The sequence below is a fragment of the Allobosea sp. 2KB_26 genome (assembly GCF_052115715.1).
GTDB lineage: Bacteria > Pseudomonadota > Alphaproteobacteria > Rhizobiales > Beijerinckiaceae > Allobosea.
The window spans coordinates 106,973-126,916 of sequence record NZ_JBFRHE010000011.1 but is presented as its reverse complement, the minus strand read 5'-3'; the positions used below and the strand labels follow the sequence as shown (position 1 = coordinate 126,916).

The following is a 19,944-nucleotide window of genomic DNA, read 5'->3' as shown; positions in this document are numbered from 1 at the left end:
CAGACATTTCCCTCATGACTGCCTGCAACCCGCTGGTGGCAAATATGATTTTCACATTGAAACGACCGGTCGCCGTGCTTCCTGCCGGCGATTATGCGCGGCTGCAAGAACTGGCGCGCTTGCTCGAGGAGCAGATTCATCCGCTCGCGTCCGCGCTTTTCCGCAAGCTGGACCGCGCCGAGTGGCGTGAGGCGGACGATATGCCGGAGCAAACGGTCTTGCTGGATGGCTTCGTCACCTATCGTGTCGGGGGCACGGGACAGCCCGAACGCCGACGCTTGATCGATCCCGCAGACGAAATGTGGCCGCCAGCGGAGATATCGGTGATCACCCCTCTGGGCATCACATTGCTTGGACTTTCGGTGGGCGATCGAATCCCGATAATCGGGGCCGACCTTCGCGCGCCGCCATGGGTCGACGTCCTGGCCGTCGACCCTATGACGACGTCGGGAATCGTCCGAGGGCTGGCCCCCTCGAACGCGCCTGCGACCCGCTCGTCGTTGGCGGATCAGCCTCGATGGCCTAAGAACGGACGACGCCTCCCAGGCAAAGGAGAATGATGGAACTTTCCCCGCTACTGCTGATCCTCATTCTGCCTTTCGTAGCCAGTCTGGCCGTGGTCCTGTCTCCGGGGGCCTCCCGCGAACCGGTGACCTGGATCACCGGTCTCACCTTGCTGGCCTGCCTCATCGTGACCTTGTCGCTCTACCCATCCGTGAGCGGCGGAGAGGCCGTCCGGCTTCAGATCGACTGGATCCCTTCTCTCGGGCTGAACTTCACCCTGAGAATGGACGGCTTCGCCTGGATCTTTGCGGCTCTGATCAGCGGTATCGGCCTCCTGGTCGTCATGTACGCCCGGTATTACATGTCCGCCGACGATCCGGTCCGGCGCTTCTATCTGTTCTTTCTGGCGTTCACGGGATCGATGCTGGGGGTGGTCCTTTCGGGCAACCTGGTGCTCCTGGTCGTGTTCTGGGAACTGACCAGCATCTTTTCCTTCCTGCTGATCGGCTACTGGCAGCAGAGCCAGGCGGCGCGCGACGGCGCCCGAATGGCCATGACCGTCACGGGCATGGGGGGCCTCGCTCTGCTGGGTGGCGTGCTGATCGTCGGTCATATCGTCGGCAGTTACGACCTCGACGACGTCCTCCGATCGGGCAACCTCATCCGGTCGCACTCTCTATACGTCCCGGCGCTTCTGCTGATCCTCCTCGGCACGCTCACGAAAAGCGCGCAGTTTCCCTTTCATTTCTGGCTACCCAACGCCATGGCGGCGCCGACGCCCGTATCGGCGTTCCTGCATTCGGCCACCATGGTCAAGGCAGGGGTCTTCCTCATGGCGCGGCTGTGGCCGGTACTCTCCGGTACGCCGGAATGGTTCATGATCCTCGGCATCGCGGGAATGACGTCGTTCGTGCTCGGCGCTTACCTCGCCATGTTCCAGAATGACCTGAAGGGACTTCTCGCCTACTCCACGATCAGCCATCTGGGCCTGATCACGCTGCTGCTCAGCCTCGGCAGCCCGCTCGCCGCCGGCGCGGCCATCTTCCACATGCTCAACCACGCGACGTTCAAGGCATCGCTGTTCATGGCGGCCGGCATCATCGACCACGAGACCGGCACGCGCGATATGAGGCGGCTCTCCGGACTGTTCCGGTACATGCCGATCACCGGCACGCTGGCGATGGTGGCCTGCGCCGCCATGGCTGGCGTACCGCTGCTGAACGGCTTCCTGTCGAAGGAGATGTTCTTCGCCGAAGCCGTTGAGACCCACGCCGATTCCTGGCTGGACACCGCCGCCCCCTACGCGGCCGTGCTCGGCAGCGCGCTCGCCGTTACCTATTCCCTACGGCTGATCCATTCGATCTTCCTGGGAACGCCGCCCGAGAGCTTTCCCCGGGAACCCCACGAGCCGCCGTTCTGGATGCGGTTCCCGGTCATGTTCCTGGTCGTCGCCTGTCTCGTGGTCGGGATCATGCCCGCCCAAACCATCGGCCCGTTCCTGCACGTTGCCGTGTCGTCCGTGCTCGGTGGCGCCGCGCCGGAATACAGCCTGGCTCTGTGGCACGGCTTCAACCTTCCCCTGGCGATGAGCATCGTCGCGCTGGTCGCTGGCGTGCTGCTGTATCGCGTCGCCGGCGATTACCTCGAACGTTCCGAGCGTCCTCCGCTTTTTGGTCGGATTCAGGGACAGCGCATCTTCGAGCGGGTCATGGTCGCGATTTCGTGGCGATGGGCGCATCTGTTCGAGGGCGCGTTCGGCACCAATCGGCTTCAGCCCCAGATGCGCCTTCTGGTGGCGGTGGCCGTCGCCGCAGGGGCCGTTCCGCTGCTCGCTTCGGGCCTCTCCTTCGGTCCTCTCGGCAATGGGACGACGGATTTCGCCTTCACCGGCCTTTGGTCCGTCGGCATGATCTGCGCCGTCGCAGCCGCCTATCAGGCCAAGTTCCATCGGCTCGCGGCCCTTGCCCTGCTCGGCGGGACAGGGCTCGTGACCTGCCTGACCTTCGTCTGGCTTTCGGCGCCGGACCTTGCTGCCACCCAGCTCGTCGTCGAAATCGTGACCACGGTGCTCATCCTGCTCGGTCTGCGGTGGCTGCCCAAGCGCTCGCTGGACGTGCCCGAACCGGGAGGCTGGCGACCGCGCCTGCGCCGCTTCCGGGACCTTGCCATCGCCGTCGTCGCAGGCCTGGGCATGACGGCGATCTCCTACGCGGTGATGACGCGGACGCCACCGGACTCGATCGCGAAATTCTTCGTCGAGAAGGCCTATAGCGAAGGCGGCGGCCTGAATGTCGTCAACGTCATTCTCGTCGATTTCCGCGGCTTCGACACGCTCGGCGAGATCACGGTCCTCGCCGTCGTGGCACTGACCGTCTTCGCGCTGCTCCGGCGTTTCCGCCCCGCACCGGACAGCATCGAGAGGCCCGAGCAGCAGCGCATCCAGCGCTCCAATGACGAGGCTGAGCCGGACACGGAGGTCGGAGCGACCAAGGCGGAATATCTCTACGTGCCGTCCGTCATCATGCAGTGGATGTTCCCGGTCGTGATCGTACTGGCCGCCTATCTCTTCCTGCGCGGTCATGACGCTCCGGGGGGTGGCTTCGCCGCAGGCGTCGCGATGGCGGCGGGCTTCATCCTGCAATACATGGCGGCGGGCACGGTCTGGGTCGAGGACAGGCTGCGCATCCTTCCCGTTGCCTGGATCGGCGGCGGCCTCCTGCTGGCGGCGTTCACCGGGGCGGCCTCGATGCTCCTGGGCGATTCTTTCCTCACCTCGTATTTCCGGTATCTGGAGCTGCCGATCGTCGGGAAGGTTCCCCTGGCGAGCGCGACCCTGTTCGATCTCGGCGTGTTCGGCGTCGTGGTCGGGGCGACGGTTCTGATGCTGATCGCGATCGCCCACCAATCCATCCGCCGCCTGCGCGCGGCCCGTCTTGAAGAGGAGCGCCAGCGATGGAACTGACGCTTGCGATCGCCATAGGCGTGCTCACCGGATCGGGAGTCTGGCTCGTCCTGCGTCCACGGACGTATCAGCTCGTCATCGGCCTTTCGCTCCTCGCCTATGCGGTGAACCTCTTCATCTTCAGCATGGGCCGGTTGCGGGTCGGTGCAGCCCCGGTGCTCGGCCCTGGCGGCGCAGGCGATCCGGCGGCTCTGGCCGACCCGGTTCCGCAGGCGCTCGTGCTCACGGCGATCGTGATCGGCTTTGCCACGACCGCGCTCCTCCTCGTGGTGCTGCTCGTCGCCCGCGGGCTGACCCGTAACGATCACGTCGACGGGCGAGAGCCGAACTGATGGACTGGACGAGACACCTTCTCATCGTCCCGATCCTGCTCCCGTTGATCACGGGGGCGGCTCTCCTGCTGATCGACGAGCTGCGCCATACGCTGAAGGCGTTTCTCAGCATCGCGTCGGGCGTGCTGCTCCTTGTGACGGCGATCGCCCTGATGCGACTGGCGGATGGGGTTGTCGACGGAGGCGGCGCCCTTTCCTCATCCTATGCCCTCGCCAATTGGCCAGCGCCGTTTGCCATCGTGCTCGTGCTCGATCGGTTGTCGGCGCTGATGCTCGCCCTCGTATCCACGCTGGCGGTCGCCGCGCTCGTCTTCTCGACGGCGCGCTGGGACCGGGCCGGGCCACATTTCCACACGCTCTTCCAGTTCATGCTCATGGGGCTCGCAGGCGCGTTCCTCACGGGCGACCTCTTCAATCTTTTCGTCTTCTTCGAGGTCACGCTGGCGGCGTCCTACGGCCTGCTGCTGCACGGATCGGGCGCGTTCCGGGTGCGCGCCGGCCTCCATTATATCGCGATCAACCTGGCCGCTTCGCTTCTCTTCCTCATCGGCGTCAGCCTGATTTACGGGACCGCCGGAACGCTGAACATGGCAGACCTCGCCGTCCGCCTCCCGGGACTGTCCGCAGAGGACCGCGCGCTCCTTCACACAGGCGCCGCGATCCTTGGCATCGCGTTCCTGGTCAAGGCCGGCATGTGGCCGCTCTGCTTCTGGCTGCCTTCCGCCTATATGGCGGCGGCCGCCCCCGTTGCCGCGATCTTCGTCGTGCTCACCAAGGTCGGCACCTATGTGCTTCTGCGCCTCTCCCTGCTGCTTTTTGCACCCGAGGCCGGGGCCACGGCGGGGTTCGGCGGAACGGTGCTGCTCTGGGGCGGGATGGCGACGATCCTCTTCGCGACATCCGGGGTGCTTTCGTCCCAGGCGTTGGGCCGGCTCGCGGGCTTCAGCGTTCTCATCTCCTCGGGGACCCTGCTCGCGGCGGTCGGCATCGGCAACACTGCGGTCGTGTCGGGCGCCTTGTTCTACCTCGTCAGTTCGAGCCTCAGCGTCGCTGCCTTCTTCCTGCTGATCGAGCTGGTCGAGCGGACGCGCGAACCGGCGGCCGACGTGCTGTCCGTCACCATGGAAGCATATGGCGACGAGACCGACGAGCGCGAGGAGCACGAGGATCAGGAGGTCGGCGTGACCGTACCGGGGGCGCTCGCCATCCTGAGCGTCTCGTTCGGATGCGTCGCGCTCCTGCTCGCGGGCTTGCCGCCGCTATCGGGGTTCATCGCCAAGTTCGCGATGCTGACGGGCCTGTTGAATCCGGACGGACTGGGCTCTGTCGCCGAGATCCCGGGGCGTATTTGGCTGCTGGTTGCGGTGGTCATCCTGTCGGGCCTCGCGACCCTTGTGGCCATGATGCGCAGCGGCGTCCGGATCTTCTGGGCGCCCCTCGAGGAACTCGTTCCGCGCGTGGTCATGGTCGAGGTCGCGCCGATCGTCGCACTGCTGGCCCTCTGCGCGGTCCTGGCCGTGTGGGGCGGTCCGATGCTCAGTTACACGGAGGCTGCGGCCCGTTCCCTTCACGCCCCGTCGACCTATATCCAGAGCGTACTGGGGACGGGGCATCCGCCGGGCGGTGCGCGATGAACCGCCTTCTGCCCTATCCGCTTCTCACCGCGGCGCTGCTGCTGATGTGGCTCCTGCTGACCTCTTTCTCGACCGGGCAATTCCTCGTCGGGACGGCCGTCGCGATCGGAGCCTCCCGTGCGATGGCGGCGCTTCATCCATCGAAGCCCCGGCTGAGGCGATGGCAGCTGCTTCCGAAGCTTCTGGGAATCGTCACGCTGGACATCCTGCGATCGAACATCGCCGTCGCCAGCATCATCATCCGAGGAGATCGTCGTGACCGCGTCGCGGGCTTCGTCGCCATACCGCTCGACCTGCGCGACAAGACGGCGCTGGCCGTGCTGGCCTGCATCGTGACCAGCACGCCGGGGACGGCCTGGGTTGAATATGCCCCCGAGTCCGGCGTGCTCCTGCTCCATGTCCTCGACCTCTCCGACGAGGCTGAATGGATCGCCGTAATCAAGAACCGCTATGAGGCGCTGCTGATGGACATTTTCGAATGACGGCCGCGATCCTCCTGTGGTCGGTGACGGCCGCCCAGGCCATGCTCGTCGCTGCCATGGGGTGCTACGCCTACAGGGTCATCCGGGGGCCGCGAGCGCAGGACCGGGTCCTCTGCCTGGACGCCATGTATGTTACCGCCATGCTCCTGGTGCTGACGATCGGCATCCGCTCGGGAAGCGCGATCTATTTCGAGGCGGCGCTGATCATCGCAGTACTGGGTTTCGTATCGAGCATCGCGCTCGCCAAATTTCTCATGCGCGGCGAGGTGATCGAATGACCCACGCCGAGAACCTCCCCGCCTGGGCGGCCCTGCTGACGGCCTTTTTGGTCCTCCTCGGTTCCGGACTGACACTCCTCGGAGCCATCGGAACATTGCGCTTTCGCAGGTTCTTCGAGCGCGTTCATGCCCCCACGCTGGGCACGAGCTGGGGGACGGGTGCGATCGGGCTCGCGTCCATTGTCTGCTTCTCGGTGCTGGGTTCCCGGCCCGTGGTGCATGAACTCCTGATCGGCGTCTTCATGATCGTCACGACGCCGGTCACCCTGATGCTGCTCGCCCGCGCGGCCCTCTATCGCGACCGAACGGAGGGAAACCGAGAGGCGCCTCCGCGCTCGCTCCTGCGCCGCACTCACGGTGGATAGGGGCAGCATCGCAACTGGAACCGGCGGCCAGCGCTGCCGTGGATGCAGCAAGACACTATCGGCCAGAGCCCGGCGCGGCGCGAAAGATCGATGCGGTGGCGTCGTCGCCGACCAGCAAAGCGCCGACCGGCGGCCGACAAGGCCTTGAGCCGCGCCAGATCGTCTCACGAACGACAGGGCCGGCTCCTCGACGCTGATCGATTCCTGTCCTTCGAGACTGTCGAAGACGATGCGATGCCGTCGCGCAGCGATGTCGCGGATCATGGAAACGACGCCAAAGATCCTGGTCGGCGGAAGAAGCCATCCCAATCTGCCACATGTCGTCGTTTCGCGCTTGGCAAGCGAACGGGCATGGCCGGGTTCAATCGCAGCCCGGCCGGAGGTCTTGAATCACGATCCGGCTGATTTGCGGGATCCCAATTCCGCTGAAAATCAGCATCGGAGCGTGGTCGCCAGGGCAGAAAGCAACTGGCGGATGCCATAGCTTTGCGGAATGGCTTAGGCAGAAAAACGACTTTGACGAATAATCGACTCCCCTCCTAAGTTCGCTGCCACGGTGCAAGCTCAGGTATGGATCGATTTTGGAACCGCTGATCACGAACGGGCATGCGCCAAGGGCGTGTTCATCCCCAACGGCCGGGCCGCGAAGCCTCATGCTTTTTCCGGGCGCCATCGGCGAGATTCAAACCGTGGCGTTGCTCTCGCGACCGGGGCGCGGACCGCTGTTTTCCATCGGGTCGCAGCCTTCGACCAAGATCAATCCATCACCATGACGAGCTTCGTCCTCAGGCGCCTGCTGTTCGCCATCCCGACGCTGCTGGTCATGTTGACGGCGATCTTCGTCCTCGTGCGGATGGTTCCCGGCGATGCCGCCCAGGTGGTTCTCGGCGACCAGGCCAGTGCGGCCTCGCTCGCCGCGCTCCGGGCGAAGCTCGGCCTCGACCAGCCGGTCTACGTCCAATACGTCTCGTTCCTGCTCAACGTCGCCCGTGGCGATCTCGGTCAGTCGTTGAGCAGCGGTCGCAGCGTCATCGAGGAAGTGGGGCAGGTGCTGCCGTCGACGATCGAGCTGACGGCAGCCGCGATCGCGATCGGCCTCCTCTTCGGCCTGCCTCTGGGCGTGGCGGCGGCACTCAGCCGCAACGGCTGGATCGACTACGTCTCACGCGTCGTCTCGCTGATCGGCCTGTCCTTTCCCGCCTTCGTCTCCGGCATCCTGATGCTGATCGTGTTCGCAATCCAGCTCGGCTGGTTCCCCGTGCTCGGCGGTTCCGGCGGCCGTCAGAGCTTCGCCGAGCACCTGCGCGGCCTGGCGCTGCCGGCGCTCAATCTCGGGCTGATCATGACTGCCTATGTCATGCGGGTGACGCGCGCTGCGATGCTGGGTGTCCTCACCGAGGATTACATCCGCACCGCCCGCGCCAAGGGCGTCGGCCCGGTCCGGCTCGTCGCCCGGCACGCGCTGCGCAACAGCCTGATCCCGATCATCACGGTGGTCGGTCTCTATTTCGGGACGCTGATCGGCAATTCGGTCCTGACCGAGATCATCTTCAACCGCCCCGGGCTGGGCAAGCTGATCCTCGGCGCTCTCAACTCGCGCGACTACACGCTGCTTCAGGGGCTGATGATCATCTTCGCCATCTGCGTCATCGCCGTGAACACGCTGACGGACCTGGCCTATGGCCTCGTCGATCCCAGGGTGAAATACTCATGAGCGACGCTGCGGCTCCTTCCTTGGAAAGCAGGCCCGGCCGCCTGTGGCTCGCGCTCTCGCAGAACAGGCTGGCCTGGATCGGGCTCGCCCTGCTGGCGCTGATCGTCCTGGTCGCGCTGCTCGCCCCCTGGCTCGCGCCCTACGACCCGCTGGAACAGAACATCGCCGCCCGCCTCGAACCGCCCTCCGCCGAATACTGGCTCGGCACCGACAGCTATGGCCGCGATGTCCTGTCCCGCCTGATCTACGGGGCAAGGGTCTCGCTCTTCGTCGGCTTCGCCGCGATCGTGGTCGCCATGCTGGTCGGAACGACGATCGGCGTGATCTCCGGCTATGTCGGCGGCCTGTTCGATCAGATCGTGATGGGCGTCCTCGATGTCATGCTCGCCTTCCCGACCCTGCTGCTTGGCCTGATGATTGCCGCCATGCTGGGCGCCAGCCTGGAAAACCTGATCATCGCGATCGCGGTCACCGAGATCGCGCCCTTTGCGCGCGTCGCGCGGGCTCCGACCATCTCGCTGCGCGAGCGCGATTTCGTCGAGGCCTGCCGCTCCTATGGCTGCGGACCGGTCCGGATCATGACGCGCCATATCCTGCCGAACATGATGTCGGACGTGGTCGTGATGAGCTCGCTCTGGCTGGCGTCGGCGATCCGCACGGAGGCGTCCCTCAGCTTCATCGGGCTCGGCGTCCCCCCGCCCACCGCGACCTGGGGCAGTATGATCCGCGAGGGCTTCGAGAACATCCTCGACGCCTGGTGGCTCGCAGTGTTTCCGAGCCTGGCCATCCTGGTGACCGTGCTGGCGCTCAATCTGCTCGGCGACGCCCTGCGCGATGCCTCCGACCCACGGACCCAGTCACGATGACCGAAGCCGCCCCGAAGAAAAACCGCGCCCGGCGACTGGCGGCACCCATTGCAAGACCAAGGAGGACGACAGGAATGAATGCCCGGATCATGGCCGTGATGCTGGCGACGGCCGCTGCCTTCTCGGTCGCGCCCTTGCCGGCCCCTGCCCAGGCCGCGGTGCTGCGCATCAGCCCCAACGGCACGGATATCGCGACGCTGGACCCGCACCGCGCCGTGTCGACGACGGATCAATCCGTCGTCGCATGGATCTTCAACGGCCTGGTCCGCTTCAAGCCCGGCAGTGCGGAGTCCGCCGATCTCGAACCCGACCTCGCCGAGCGCTGGGAGGCCTCGGACGACAAGAAGGCCTGGACGTTCCACTTGCGCCGCAACGTCAAGTTCCATGGCGACTGGGGCGAGCTGACGGCCGACGACGTGGCCTTCTCGCTGAAGCGCGCCGCCAGCCGCGACACCTCCACCTTCGCAGCAAGCCTCGCCAATATGCTCAGCGTCGAGGCTCTCGATAGCCATACGGTGAAGGTCACGCTGCGCGAGCCGGACGCGTCCTTACTCAATCTGGTCAGCAATTATCGCGGCGGATACATCGTCAGCCGCAAGGCGGTCGAGGCGCTGGGCAACCGCTTCGCCACCAGCCCCGTCGGCACCGGGCCGTTCAGCTTCGTCGAGCACATCACGCAGCAGCGGGTGAAGCTCGCCGCCAACAAGGCCTATTTCCGCGGAGAGCCGAAGATCGACGGCATCGACTACCGCTTCATCCCGTCCGACAGCAGCCGCGAACTGGCCTATTCCTCGGGCGAGCTCGACATCTTCTACGCCAAGCGCGAGCAGAAATGGGTCGATCAGGCCCGCCGTCGCGGCAATGTCGTCGTCGACATCTTCCGGCCGGGCGAATACCGCACCCTCCACATCAACCGCACGGTCGCGCCGCTGGACGACCTTCGCGTGCGGCAGGCACTCGCCCATGCCATCGACACCGCCCAGATCGAGCGCTTCGTCGGCATCGATGTCGGCCCACGCGGCTGCTCGGTCGTACCGGACGGCTATCTCGGCTCGGATTGCTCCTATGGTGCCTACACATTCGATCCGGCCAAGGCGGCTGCCCTGCTGAAGGAGGCGGGGCATCCCAACGGCATCACGATCCGGGCGACCACCTCCAATATCTCGGCCCATCTGCCGGCCATGGAGATCATCCAGGCCCAGTTGGCCAAGGTCGGCATCAAGCTCGAGCTCAACGTGGTCGACCATCCGACCTATCACGACCAGATCCGCAAGAATGCGAGCGCCCTTGTCTTCTACGGCGCGGCCCGCTTCCCGGTGGCCGATACCTATCTGTCGGAGTTCTACGCCTCGAAGTCGGCGGTGGGCAAACCGACTGCGGTGGCCAATTTCTCCCATTGCACGGTCGCCGATGCCGAGATCGACGCCGCCAGGCACGAGCCCGATCAGGCGAAGCAGATCGCCCTCTGGCATGAGGCGCAACGCAAGATCCACGAGGATGTCTGCTCGGTGCCGATCAACGACATCCTCCAGGTCTGGGGGCGCAGCAGCAAGGTCGACTATGGCTATCCGCTCAAGGGCGCCTTGAACCTGTCGCTGCCGATCACCGAGGTCACGACCCTGGCAGAACGTTGAAAACCTCGCCCATCATGGCCGCGATCGCCTCCTGCGCGACGCGAAGGAAGGTCTCGACGAAGATCTTGTTTCGCGCCTCGCGCGGGTAGCAGAGCCAAAGGTCGGTCTCGATCTCGAAGGAAAGACGCCGGATCTCCACGCGGTCACGGACCGCGTGGGCGAACACCGGGTCGAGGATCGAGATGCCCAGCCCCGAGGCGACGAACTCGCAGATCGTGCCGGTCAGGTTCGCATCGGCAACGATACGGGGCTGGACGCGGTGCTCGGCCAGCCTGGCTTCGATCTGCACCCTCGTCTTGTTCTCCGACGCCAGGGCGATGAACGGGGTCCCCGCGATATCCTGAGGAGTAACGACATGCTTGCTGGCGAGGCGATGGCCGCGCGGCATGATGCAGACGAGCGGATGCGTCGTCAGCGGAACCGCATTCAGATACGGGTTCTCCATCGGCGCGCTGACGATGCCGACATCGATCTGGCGTCTGACGAGCCAGTCGATCACGACCTGGGAGCTGCGGCCCAGGATCGACACATAGGCGTCCGGATGCTTCGCGAGGAACCGGCTGGTGGCCTGCTGCGTCAGGTGGCCCGTCAAGGCCGGAAGCACGCCGACGGACAATTGGCCGATGTCTTCGCGCTGGATGGAATCGATGGCGCGCTCGATCTGCCGCAAGCCTGCGAAGGTCCTGTCGACCTCCTCATAGAGGCGGATGCCCCGCTCCGAAGGGACCAGGCGCCCGCGCAGGCGCTCGAACAGCTGCAGGCCCGCATCCTCTTCGAGATGGGAGATGAGCTTGCTGACGGAGGGCTGCGAGATGCCGAGGACATCGGCCGCCGCCGTCACCGATCCCGTTTCCACGACGGCCTTGAAGGCCTCGATTTGCCTGAGCTGCAGGGGCCGCTTCATCGCCTCGCCTCGTTGCCTTCCAGCGCTCCGTCCGGAGCGAGCCGGCGCGAATCCCTACCGCCAGAAGAATGGGTTTCGGCTTTGAAGGTCAACGCCGAGGCTGGTTTCCAGGCAGCTTCGGATCGCGCTGCCGATCTTTCATGCCCGTCCGCGCCCGGCACAGGCATGGGCCGGGCCGTCTCGTTTCATTCGATCACATTGGAATAGTCATATGCGTGTCGCCATCATCGGCTCGGGCGGAATCGGGCGCGGCTATGCCGCCTACCTGTCGAACCATGGCCACCACCCCGTGCTCTGGTCGCCGAGCGGGGCGGCCCAGGCCGAATTCGCAGGGGCGGCGCTGCTGTCCGTGACGGGCAAGATCGAAGGGGAGTTTCCGCTCGTCGTGGCACGGAGCTGCGCCGAGGCCGTGGCGGGCGCGGATGCGGTGATCATCGCCGTGCAGGCCAACGGTTTCCGCACGGTGTGCGATGCACTCGCGGCGCATCTGCGAGAAGGTCAGGCCGTCATCTTCAGCGCCCATTGCTCGTTTGCGGCGCTCTATCTGCATCGCCTGCTGAAGCAGCGCGGATTGGAACTTCCGATCGCCGCCTGGGCGACCACGGCCCTGACCGCCCGGAAAAGCGGTCCCCGCAGCGTGCATGTCTCCGGCATCCGCAAGCGGTTGGACGTCGCCACCCTGCCCGTTCGGCATGGCGCAGCCGGACTGGCGCTCTGCGAGGCCCTGTTCGGGAACCGCTTCCAGCTGCGCGAGGACATGCTGGCGATCATGCTCAGCAACCTCAATCCGCCCGCGCATATGGCCAACATGCTCGGCAATTTGACGCGAGCGGAACGCGGCGAGGTCTGGCCGAATTACGGCTCGATCACCCCGGGGGTCGGGCGCATCATCGAGGCTCTGGATGTTGAAAGGCTGGCCCTGGCCAACGCTTTCGGCCTCAGCGTGCGCAGCGTGCAGGAGCATTATGCGCTGTCCTTCGGGGTCGAGCCCGGTCCGGTCGGAGACATGGCCGCAGCGGTCTATCGCATGCGGCCGGAGCTGGCCGGGCCCAAGACGCTCGATACGCGCTTCATCACCGAGGATGTTCCGTTCGGCCTCGTTCCCCTCGAATTCCTCGGCGCGATCTGCGCTGTGCCCCTGCCGGTCCATCAGGCCGGAATTGCCCTGTTCGACGCGATCGCGGCTCGCGATTTCCGGGCCGAGAACGATCTCCTGCCGGCGCTCGACCTCGCAGCGCTGAGCCCCGCAGAGCTGCATGACGAGCTTCGGAAGGGCTGATGGCCCGGTCGGCCCTCAGGACGTCGGCGGGTGTGCCTCAGCGCTCCTGTAGCTTGGGATTGAGCGCGTCGCTCAGGCCCTCGCCGACGAGATTGATGCAGAGCACCGTCACCAGGATGGCCATGCCGGGGATCGCCGACATCCACCATGCCGTGCGCAGCATGGTGCGGCCGATGCCGATCATATAGCCCCAGGAGACGACATTGGGGTCCGACAGTCCGAGGAAGGACAGGCCGGACTCCGTCAGAATGGCCGTCGCCACGAGCAGGGACGAGACGACGATGACCGGTGGCAGGGCGTTGGGCAGGATATGCCGCGCCGCGATGCGGAAGTCGGACATCCCCATCGCGCGGCAGGCCTGGACATACTCACGATCGCGATGGGCCATGAATTCGGCCCGCGCCAGCCGCGCGACCGGCGGCCAGGAGACGATCGCGATCGCGCTCATCACGCTGATCAGCGAGGGGCGGAAGATCGCGATGATCACCACCGCCAGGACGAAGGACGGGATGGTCAGGAAGAAATCGGTGAGCCGCATCAGCAGGATGTCGCTCCCCCGTCCGCAATAGCCGGCAGCCGCGCCGACGACGACGCCCAGGGTCGTCGCGCACAGGCTCGCCGCCACTCCGATCAGCAGCGAGACCCGGCCGCCATGCAGCAGGCCGGCGAGGATGTCGCGGCCGGAGACGTCGGTGCCGAGCGGAAAGCGCGCGGAGGGTGTCTGCGCCGGGCGCCCGATCATGTCGAAGGGATCGACCGTGTAGACCATCGGGCCGAAAACCGCCGCGAGTACGATCGCCAGCAGCAGGACGAGGCCGACGACCGCGCCCCGGTTGCGGCGGTAGCGCCGCCAGAAATGCAAGGTCCGCTTCATCGCGCCAGGATCCTCGGGTCGAGCAAGCCATAGACCAGGTCGACGAGCAGGTTGCAGAGCACGACCAGGATCGACGAGATGAACAGGATGCCCAGCAGCAGGTTCAGGTCGCGCTGGAGCAGGCCGTCGAACAGCAGTCGCCCGAGGCCGGGCCAGCCGAACACGGTCTCGACCAGGATCGAACCGCCGAGCATATGGCCGATCTGCACGCCGCCCAGCGTCACCACCGGCATCAGCGCGTTGCGGGCGGCATGCGTCAGGCTGATGCGCCCCTCCGACAGGCCCTTGGCGCGGGCCGTGGTGATGAAGTCGGACGAATAGACCTCGAGCATCGAGGCCCGCATCAGCCGGGCATAGACCGCCGCATAGAACAGCCCGAGCGTCAGCGCCGGCAGCACGAGGTGGCGGCCGATGTCGAGGGCGCGGGCCAGCGGCTCCATCTGCGCGCCGATCGTCATCATGCCGCCCGAAGGCAGCACGCCCAGCGTCACCGAAAACAGCACGATCAGCATCAGGCCGAGCCAGAATTGCGGCGTCGCATAGCACAGCAGCGCCAGCACCGAGACGATCGTATCGACCCATTTGCGGTGACGCATCGCGGCGACGACCCCGCAGAGCACGCCGACGACGATGGCGATCCCGATCGCCGTCAGCATCAGCAGCAGCGTCGCCGGCATGCGGTCCGCGATCAGGTCCAGCACCGGCCGCTGCTGGACGTTGGACATGCCGAGATCGAAGGTGAGCAGCTTGCCGAGATAGATGAAGAACTGCTGATAGAGCGGCCGGTCGATGCCGAAAGAGCGCCGGAGTTCATCGACGAACTCCTTCGACGCACCGCCCGACTGCGCGCCGATGATCTCCGCGGCATCGCCCGGCGCGAGATGCAGCAGCGCGAAGTTCAGCACCGCGATGCCCAGCACGCTCGGAACCACCTGCAGCAGGCGAACGGACACGAAACCAAGTGACAGGGAGGACATCAGGCCGGTTCCCGGAGCAAGCGAGTGATGACGGGGCGCGAGCGCATCGGCGTTCCCATCAGTCCTTGGAGACCCCGTCCCAGGATGAGTACATCGAGATGCCGTTGGTGATCAGGCCCTTCACCTTGCGGTTCCAGACATGGGTGTAGGACATCTCCATCAGGAAGATCACCGGCAGCTCGTCGTGCAGGATCTGCTGCAGCTCGCCGAACTGCTTCTGGCGGGCGGCCGGATCGATCTCGCGGGCGGCGAGCCCGAAGAGCTGGTCGACCCGTGGATTCCGGTAGCCCATCGAGTTGGTGAAGGTCGCGCCCTTCCGGATGAAGTCGGAATGGAAGGTGCGCTCGACGCCGATCGAGGGATCGGAATAGTTGTGCGAGAAGGTGCTGGTGAGATTGAAGCTCCAGTCGGTATAGACGGCCTTCAGCCAGCCGCCGAGATCGGCGCTCTGGGTCTCGACCGCGATGCCGACCTTGCCGAGCTCCTGGCGGACATATTCGCCGAGCCGGGCCCAGTTCTCGCCATAGGGCAGGAAATGCTGGGTGATCTTGAAGCGGATACCGTCGGCGCCGCGCCGGTAGCCGGCCTCGTCGAGAAGCTGGTTGGCTTTGCGCGGGTTGTACTCATAGGGCTTCAGCGCGGCGTTGAAGGCGGCATTCGTGCTGACGACGGGGCCGCGCGCCGGCTTGCCCTGGCCATACCAGATCACATCGACGATGCGCTCGCGGTCAAGCGCGAGGCTGAGCGCCTGCCTGACCTTGAGATCGGCGAGCGGCTTCTCGCGCATGTTGACCTCGAGCCAGAGATTGGGCCCGAGCGCCTCGGCTCCGGCCTGCGAGGCCTCCAGCGTCGGGATCTTCTCGAGCCGCTGCACCTCCGCCTCCGGCAGGCTGCTCATCGGCGCGAGATCGACCTCGCCGGTCTCGATGGCGATGGCGCGCGCCGCGCCGTCCGGCATGATCCGCTGCACGACCTGGTCGAGACAGGGGAAGCCCTTGCGCCAGTAGCCTGGATTGCGCTCCAGCGTGATATGGCTGCCCTTGCGCCATTCCTTGAAGCGGAACGGGCCGGTCCCGACCGGGTTCTGCATGATCGGCGCGGCGCGGACCGCAGCCACCGCCTTCACGTCGATGCCGTCGAAGGCGTGCTTCGGCATGATCGGCGCCTCGCCGGGCTGGAAGACGTTCATGAAGAACGGCACCGGCGCCTTGAGCTTGAACACCACGGTCAGGTCATCGGGCGTCTCGACCGCCTCGACGTCACCGAAATAGACTTTTCCGCGGGAATGATAGGGGCGGATGATGTCCTCGACGCTGAACTTCACATCCTGCGCCGTGAAGGGTTTGCCGTCATGCCAGGTCACGCCCGGCCGCAGTTTGAAGGTATAGGTCTTCTTGTCGTCGGAGATCGTCCAGGACTCGGCGAGGCCCGGCTTCGGCGTCAGCGCCGGGCCCTCATAGGTCAGCAGGCTCTCATAGATCTTGGTCGAGATCAGCGCGACCGGAACGGCCGAGGTGGCGATCGTCGACAGCGAGGTCGGCTCGAGCGAATAGACATAGGTCAGCGTCCCGCCGGTCTTGGGACAGCTCTGCGCCAGCGCCGCGGCGCCGCAAAGAGCGAGCGCCAGCGGCGTTGCTGCGAGGATAGCCGGAAGCCTGCTCATACCCATGTCTGGACATCCCCTTTATGACTGGGCGAACCCTTGCTGGGCCGCCTCCTACCGTTCCGTGCCGCACCACTCCGCGATGAACGCGATCAGGTGTTCGATCGCCGCGAGAAAATCGTCGATCGGAATATGCTCGTCGGGCTTGTGCGCCTGGGCGATGGAGCCCGGCCCGAAGATGATGCTCGGGATTCCGCCCTGATTCACGAGATGGCGCATGTCGCAACAGAAATGGCCGGGATAGGCCGTGCCGTCTCCCCCCCGGCGCGCCAGCACCTCCCCCATCACACGCGCGACGGGAAGGTCGGCGGGCTGATCCGTGCTGTCGTCATGGTGCAGGAATTCGAGCCTGGCAGGATGGCGGTGCAGCCTCTCATCGGCGGCGTTGGCGCCTGCGATCGCATCCCGGAAACCATCCATGATATCGGTCACGGCACCGAGCGAGGGCGCGAAATAGGCACCACCCTTGATCACCACCTCCCCAGCCGTGACCGTCTCGTAATGGCCGCCCGCGATCTTGCCCATGGTCAGTGAAAAGGGCGGCTTGGCACCGGCCGGCGTGCCCTGGTTGTAGCGGCGCTCGAGCCCGAGCAGCGCCTCGATCACGGGCGGCAGCATGTCGACCGCGCCCAGCCCCTCCAGCGTGCCGCCGTTCCAGCGCGCGCCGGGCGAGCGCTGCACCCCGCTCAGCGTGACCTGCCAGTAGAGGCCGCCGGGATGGCTGTAGGCGATGGTGTTGCTGGTCGGTTCCAGCACCACGGCCGCATCGGCCACAGCCCCACGCGTGACGAGGTCGAGCGTGCCGTTGCCGGCATGCTCCTCATTGACGACGCAGTGCAGCGTGACGTCGCCGCGCAGGCGCGTTCCGGCCTCGCTGAGATAGCGCATCGCCAGCAGCGCGGCCATCAGGCCGCCCTTCATGTCGGAGGTGCCCCGGCCATACATCAGCCCCCCGGCGATCTCCGCGCCGAAGGGATCGCGCGTCCATTGCGCCAGGGGCTCGACGGTGACGGTGTCGATATGGGCGTTGAGGATGAGCGAGCGGCCGCCGCCGGTGCCCCGCCAGGTGCCGACGACATTGGGCCTGCCATCATAGTTCAGCACCGGCTGCAGGCCGCTGTCGCGCAGGGCCTCGAAGGTCGGGAGCCCGGCATAGGGCAGGATCAGGTCGTGCTGCCAATGCGTCGGGTACTGCGCCACATCGGGGAAGGCCTTGAACATCGCCTCGACATCCGGCTCGGCCTGCGTGACGGCTGCCCCGGCGGTCGACAGGATCTCGACCATGCGCCCCTGCGCCGGCCCCTCCTCTCCCGTGAGGCTGCGGATCCGCACGATCTCGGCCAGGGCTGCGACGCTCTGCGCCCGCCGGCTCCTGGCCAGCGCGAGCGCTGCTGCTGCCTGCGAATGTGTTTCTGCGCTGTCCACGATGTTCGCCTCGGGTTGATCCATGAGCCGAACGTCGCAGCGGAAAAACTATTAGACAAATTAGAAATTTTATACCGATACATAGAGAAATTTATGGATGCGAGCGCGATCGCTGATGATCTACACGCAGATTCGGGCCTTCGATGCGGTGGCGCGAGAAGGCAGCTTTTCGCGGGCGGCCGAGGTGCTCGGGCTGACGCAGCCGGCGCTGACGATCCAGGTCAAGGCCCTGGAGGAGCGGCACGGCATCAAGCTGCTGCATCGCGAAGGACGACGTGTCCGACTCACCGAGGCGGGCGAGCGGCTCTATTCGCTGTCGCGCCAGCTCGCGAGTCTCGACGAGCTAATCGAGGAGACGCTGGCGGCCTCGCAGGAACTGCAGGATGGCAGCCTCCGGCTGGCGGTGGACGGGCCGCATATCGTGATGGGCCTGTTCGCCCGCTTCATGGCGCTGCATCCGCGGGTCAGGCTCTCGGTCTCGACCGGCAACAGCCGGATGGTGCGGCAGGCGCTGCTCGACCGCCATGTCGATATCGGCATCCTGCCCGGCGTCGCCGACCATCCGCATATCCACACGATGCCGCTCTGGCATCATCGCGGCGTGGTGATCGTCGCCAACAACCACCGCTGGGCCGGTCGCCGATCGATCTCGCTGTCCGAGCTCGACGGCGAGGCGATGATCGGCCGCGAAGACGGCTCGATGACGCAGAAGCTCGTCGACGCGGCCTTCGCCCGCGCCAGGGCCAAACCGCGCTATGTCCTCGAACTCGGCAGCCGCGAGGCCTTGTGCGAGGCGGTCGCGGCCGGCCTCGGCCACGGCATCGTCTGGGAGCTCGAAGCCTATGGCTCCGGGCGCTTCACCACCCTGCAGCTCAGCGATGGCGAGGTGGCGAGCACGGATTATGTCGCCTGCCTGAAGAGCGAACGGATGCGGTCCGTCGTCAAAGCCTTTTTCGACGTCACGGCGAAGCTACCGGACGACCGCAGCGACATCCGCGCGCTGCGGTCCGGGTGAAGCAGGCCGGTTCGCGCGTCAGGCGAAAGCGACGTTCTCGCGCTGCGCGCGGAGCCGCGGATCACGCGAGCGCACCTGGACCGGCCGCCCGTCGAGCACCTCGAAGCAGCGGGCGAGCGTGTCGTCGGAGAGGCGCCGCATCGCCTCGACCGTAAAGAAGGTCAGGTGCGGAAAGAGAATGACGTCGTCGCGGCCAAAGAGCGGGCTGAGCACGTGTCCAGCCTTCGCCAGCGGCTCCGTCGAATAGACGTCGAGCCCGACGCCACCGAGCCGGTCCGCCAGCACCGCCTGGACGAGCGCCGCCTCGTCGATCAACGCTCCCCTGGAGACGTTGACCAGCACGGCGGAGGGTTTCAGGCAGGCGAGCTCGGCGCGGCCGATCAAACCGCGCGTCGCCGCGCTCAGCACGCAATGGAGCGAGACGAAGTCGCATGCGCGCAGCATCGCATGGAGGTCGTCGACCTTCTCGATGCCGGCGGCCGCGAGCGTTTCCCGGTCGACATGGGGATCGTAGCCGAGAACGCGGGCCCGAAACCCCTGCCCCGCCATCCGGGCCATGCTGCGGCCGATCTTGCCGGCACCGACGAGCCCAAGCGTGGCGCCGGAGATGTCGCGGCCGAGCCAGCGCTGTTCCGGCCAGATCCAGCCCTCGGCGGCCATGGCGCGGCCGATTTCAGGCAGGCGCTTGGCCAGCGCGATCATCAGGGCGAACGCGCCCTCCGCGACCGTCTCCTCGGCATATTCGGGGACGTTGACGACCGGGATGCCGCGCGCGCTCGCTGCGGGGATGTCGATCGCATCGATGCCGACACCGTATTTGACGATGCCCCTGAGCCGCGGGGCCGCCGCGATGACGCGGGCCGTGATCGGCGTGTAGCACATCAGGATAAGATCGGCGTCCGCGACGGCCTCGATCAGCGCGGCCTCCGCAATGCCATCGGGCAAGGTGACGAGCTCGATGCCGCGGGCCCTGAGGCCGGCATCGATCTCGGGGCATTCCAGCTCACGGTCCGTGCGGACGGCTTTCATATCGGAC

18 protein-coding genes are annotated in these 19,944 nt (G+C 66.1%); 12 read left to right on the top strand and 6 right to left on the bottom strand.

Annotated elements, in window-relative coordinates; genetic code table 11:
- Positions 1-14 precede the first annotated feature (14 nt).
- The 10 genes from AB4099_RS24970 to AB4099_RS24925 all read left to right on the top strand — a co-directional run bounded on the left by AB4099_RS24970 (position 15) and on the right by AB4099_RS24925 (position 10,771).
- On the top strand, positions 15-560 hold the full coding sequence (locus tag AB4099_RS24970) for a GreA/GreB family elongation factor (protein ID WP_441480027.1): 546 nt from the start codon (positions 15-17) through the stop codon (positions 558-560).
- A complete protein-coding gene (locus tag AB4099_RS24965) occupies positions 560-3,466 on the top strand; it encodes a monovalent cation/H+ antiporter subunit A (RefSeq protein WP_441480116.1) in 2,907 nt (968 codons plus the stop codon). Before AB4099_RS24970 ends, AB4099_RS24965 begins: the two co-directional genes overlap by 1 nt.
- Positions 3,457-3,798: a Na+/H+ antiporter subunit C gene (locus AB4099_RS24960; protein WP_113517829.1), complete on the top strand. Its 342-nt coding sequence runs from the start codon at positions 3,457-3,459 to the stop codon at positions 3,796-3,798. The genes AB4099_RS24965 and AB4099_RS24960 overlap by 10 nt, the downstream gene beginning before the upstream one ends.
- Complete coding sequence (locus AB4099_RS24955) at positions 3,795-5,432, top strand: monovalent cation/H+ antiporter subunit D (RefSeq protein WP_441480115.1); 1,638 nt, start codon at positions 3,795-3,797, stop codon at positions 5,430-5,432. Before AB4099_RS24960 ends, AB4099_RS24955 begins: the two co-directional genes overlap by 4 nt.
- The gene (locus tag AB4099_RS24950) at positions 5,429-5,914 is read left to right on the top strand and encodes a Na+/H+ antiporter subunit E (RefSeq protein ID WP_441480026.1); all 486 of its coding nucleotides are present in this window, start codon (positions 5,429-5,431) and stop codon (positions 5,912-5,914) included. The genes AB4099_RS24955 and AB4099_RS24950 overlap by 4 nt, the downstream gene beginning before the upstream one ends.
- Positions 5,911-6,192: a K+/H+ antiporter subunit F gene (locus tag AB4099_RS24945; protein ID WP_113517826.1), complete on the top strand. Its 282-nt coding sequence runs from the start codon at positions 5,911-5,913 to the stop codon at positions 6,190-6,192. The genes AB4099_RS24950 and AB4099_RS24945 overlap by 4 nt, the downstream gene beginning before the upstream one ends.
- A complete protein-coding gene (gene mnhG / locus AB4099_RS24940; RefSeq protein ID WP_441480025.1) occupies positions 6,189-6,557 on the top strand; it encodes a monovalent cation/H(+) antiporter subunit G in 369 nt (122 codons plus the stop codon). Before AB4099_RS24945 ends, mnhG begins: the two co-directional genes overlap by 4 nt.
- 769 nt (positions 6,558-7,326) lie before the next feature.
- Positions 7,327-8,271 carry an ABC transporter permease gene (locus AB4099_RS24935; protein WP_441480024.1) on the top strand — a complete coding sequence of 315 codons (945 nt, stop codon included), beginning with the start codon at positions 7,327-7,329 and terminating at the stop codon, positions 8,269-8,271.
- A complete protein-coding gene (locus tag AB4099_RS24930) occupies positions 8,268-9,137 on the top strand; it encodes an ABC transporter permease (protein ID WP_113517823.1) in 870 nt (289 codons plus the stop codon). Before AB4099_RS24935 ends, AB4099_RS24930 begins: the two co-directional genes overlap by 4 nt.
- Positions 9,138-9,211: 74 nt before the next feature.
- Complete coding sequence (locus AB4099_RS24925) at positions 9,212-10,771, top strand: ABC transporter substrate-binding protein (protein WP_441480023.1); 1,560 nt, start codon at positions 9,212-9,214, stop codon at positions 10,769-10,771.
- Here AB4099_RS24925 and AB4099_RS24920 read toward each other — a convergent pair.
- Complete coding sequence (locus AB4099_RS24920) at positions 10,749-11,675, bottom strand: LysR substrate-binding domain-containing protein (RefSeq protein WP_441480022.1); 927 nt, start codon at positions 11,673-11,675, stop codon at positions 10,749-10,751. The two genes, AB4099_RS24925 and AB4099_RS24920, sit on opposite strands and share 23 nt — an antisense overlap.
- Positions 11,676-11,886: 211 nt before the next feature.
- Here AB4099_RS24920 and AB4099_RS24915 point away from each other — a divergent pair, with 211 nt between their 5' ends.
- Entirely contained in the window at positions 11,887-12,954 is a 1,068-nt protein-coding gene (locus AB4099_RS24915; RefSeq protein WP_441480021.1) for an NAD/NADP octopine/nopaline dehydrogenase family protein, read from the top strand.
- 37 nt (positions 12,955-12,991) lie between these two features.
- Here the strand turns inward: AB4099_RS24915 and AB4099_RS24910 are convergent, their stop codons facing one another.
- Genes AB4099_RS24910 through AB4099_RS24895 form a run of 4 tightly spaced genes read right to left on the bottom strand, consistent with a single transcriptional unit; the run spans position 12,992 to position 17,893 of the window.
- Complete coding sequence (locus AB4099_RS24910; protein ID WP_113517819.1) at positions 12,992-13,828, bottom strand: ABC transporter permease; 837 nt, start codon at positions 13,826-13,828, stop codon at positions 12,992-12,994.
- Positions 13,825-14,805: an ABC transporter permease gene (locus AB4099_RS24905; RefSeq protein ID WP_113517818.1), complete on the bottom strand. Its 981-nt coding sequence runs from the start codon at positions 14,803-14,805 to the stop codon at positions 13,825-13,827. Before AB4099_RS24905 ends, AB4099_RS24910 begins: the two co-directional genes overlap by 4 nt.
- 58 nt (positions 14,806-14,863) lie before the next feature.
- Positions 14,864-16,474 (bottom strand): ABC transporter substrate-binding protein, encoded by a 1,611-nt coding sequence (locus AB4099_RS24900; RefSeq protein ID WP_441480020.1) that lies wholly within the window; start codon positions 16,472-16,474, stop codon positions 14,864-14,866.
- 48 nt (positions 16,475-16,522) lie between these two features.
- Positions 16,523-17,893 (bottom strand): M20/M25/M40 family metallo-hydrolase, encoded by a 1,371-nt coding sequence (locus AB4099_RS24895; protein ID WP_441480019.1) that lies wholly within the window; start codon positions 17,891-17,893, stop codon positions 16,523-16,525.
- A gap of 97 nt (positions 17,894-17,990) precedes the next feature.
- Between AB4099_RS24895 and AB4099_RS24890 the strand changes: the two genes are divergently transcribed.
- On the top strand, positions 17,991-18,908 hold the full coding sequence (locus tag AB4099_RS24890; protein ID WP_441480018.1) for a LysR substrate-binding domain-containing protein: 918 nt from the start codon (positions 17,991-17,993) through the stop codon (positions 18,906-18,908).
- Between the two features lie 18 nt (positions 18,909-18,926).
- Here the strand turns inward: AB4099_RS24890 and AB4099_RS24885 are convergent, their stop codons facing one another.
- Positions 18,927-19,937 carry a 2-hydroxyacid dehydrogenase gene (locus tag AB4099_RS24885; protein ID WP_441480017.1) on the bottom strand — a complete coding sequence of 337 codons (1,011 nt, stop codon included), beginning with the start codon at positions 19,935-19,937 and terminating at the stop codon, positions 18,927-18,929.
- Between the last annotated feature and the right edge of the window lie 7 nt (positions 19,938-19,944).

Excerpts from the sequence above, each read along its gene's own strand:
- mnhG (WP_441480025.1), top strand. The coding sequence starts at position 6,189 with ATGACCCACGCCGAGAACCTCCCCGCCTGGGCGGCCCTGCTGACGGCC.
- AB4099_RS24885 (WP_441480017.1), bottom strand. The coding sequence starts at position 19,937 with ATGAAAGCCGTCCGCACGGACCGTGAGCTGGAATGCCCCGAGATCGAT.
- AB4099_RS24945 (WP_113517826.1), top strand. The coding sequence starts at position 5,911 with ATGACGGCCGCGATCCTCCTGTGGTCGGTGACGGCCGCCCAGGCCATG.
- AB4099_RS24930 (WP_113517823.1), top strand. The coding sequence starts at position 8,268 with ATGAGCGACGCTGCGGCTCCTTCCTTGGAAAGCAGGCCCGGCCGCCTG.
- AB4099_RS24960 (WP_113517829.1), top strand. The coding sequence starts at position 3,457 with ATGGAACTGACGCTTGCGATCGCCATAGGCGTGCTCACCGGATCGGGA.
- AB4099_RS24935 (WP_441480024.1), top strand. The coding sequence starts at position 7,327 with ATGACGAGCTTCGTCCTCAGGCGCCTGCTGTTCGCCATCCCGACGCTG.
- AB4099_RS24910 (WP_113517819.1), bottom strand. The coding sequence starts at position 13,828 with ATGAAGCGGACCTTGCATTTCTGGCGGCGCTACCGCCGCAACCGGGGC.
- AB4099_RS24965 (WP_441480116.1), top strand. The coding sequence starts at position 560 with ATGGAACTTTCCCCGCTACTGCTGATCCTCATTCTGCCTTTCGTAGCC.
- AB4099_RS24970 (WP_441480027.1), top strand. The coding sequence starts at position 15 with ATGACTGCCTGCAACCCGCTGGTGGCAAATATGATTTTCACATTGAAA.
- AB4099_RS24920 (WP_441480022.1), bottom strand. The coding sequence starts at position 11,675 with ATGAAGCGGCCCCTGCAGCTCAGGCAAATCGAGGCCTTCAAGGCCGTC.
- AB4099_RS24890 (WP_441480018.1), top strand. The coding sequence starts at position 17,991 with ATGCGAGCGCGATCGCTGATGATCTACACGCAGATTCGGGCCTTCGAT.
- AB4099_RS24950 (WP_441480026.1), top strand. The coding sequence starts at position 5,429 with ATGAACCGCCTTCTGCCCTATCCGCTTCTCACCGCGGCGCTGCTGCTG.
- AB4099_RS24905 (WP_113517818.1), bottom strand. The coding sequence starts at position 14,805 with ATGTCCTCCCTGTCACTTGGTTTCGTGTCCGTTCGCCTGCTGCAGGTG.
- AB4099_RS24900 (WP_441480020.1), bottom strand. The coding sequence starts at position 16,474 with ATGGGTATGAGCAGGCTTCCGGCTATCCTCGCAGCAACGCCGCTGGCG.
- AB4099_RS24915 (WP_441480021.1), top strand. The coding sequence starts at position 11,887 with ATGCGTGTCGCCATCATCGGCTCGGGCGGAATCGGGCGCGGCTATGCC.
- AB4099_RS24925 (WP_441480023.1), top strand. The coding sequence starts at position 9,212 with ATGAATGCCCGGATCATGGCCGTGATGCTGGCGACGGCCGCTGCCTTC.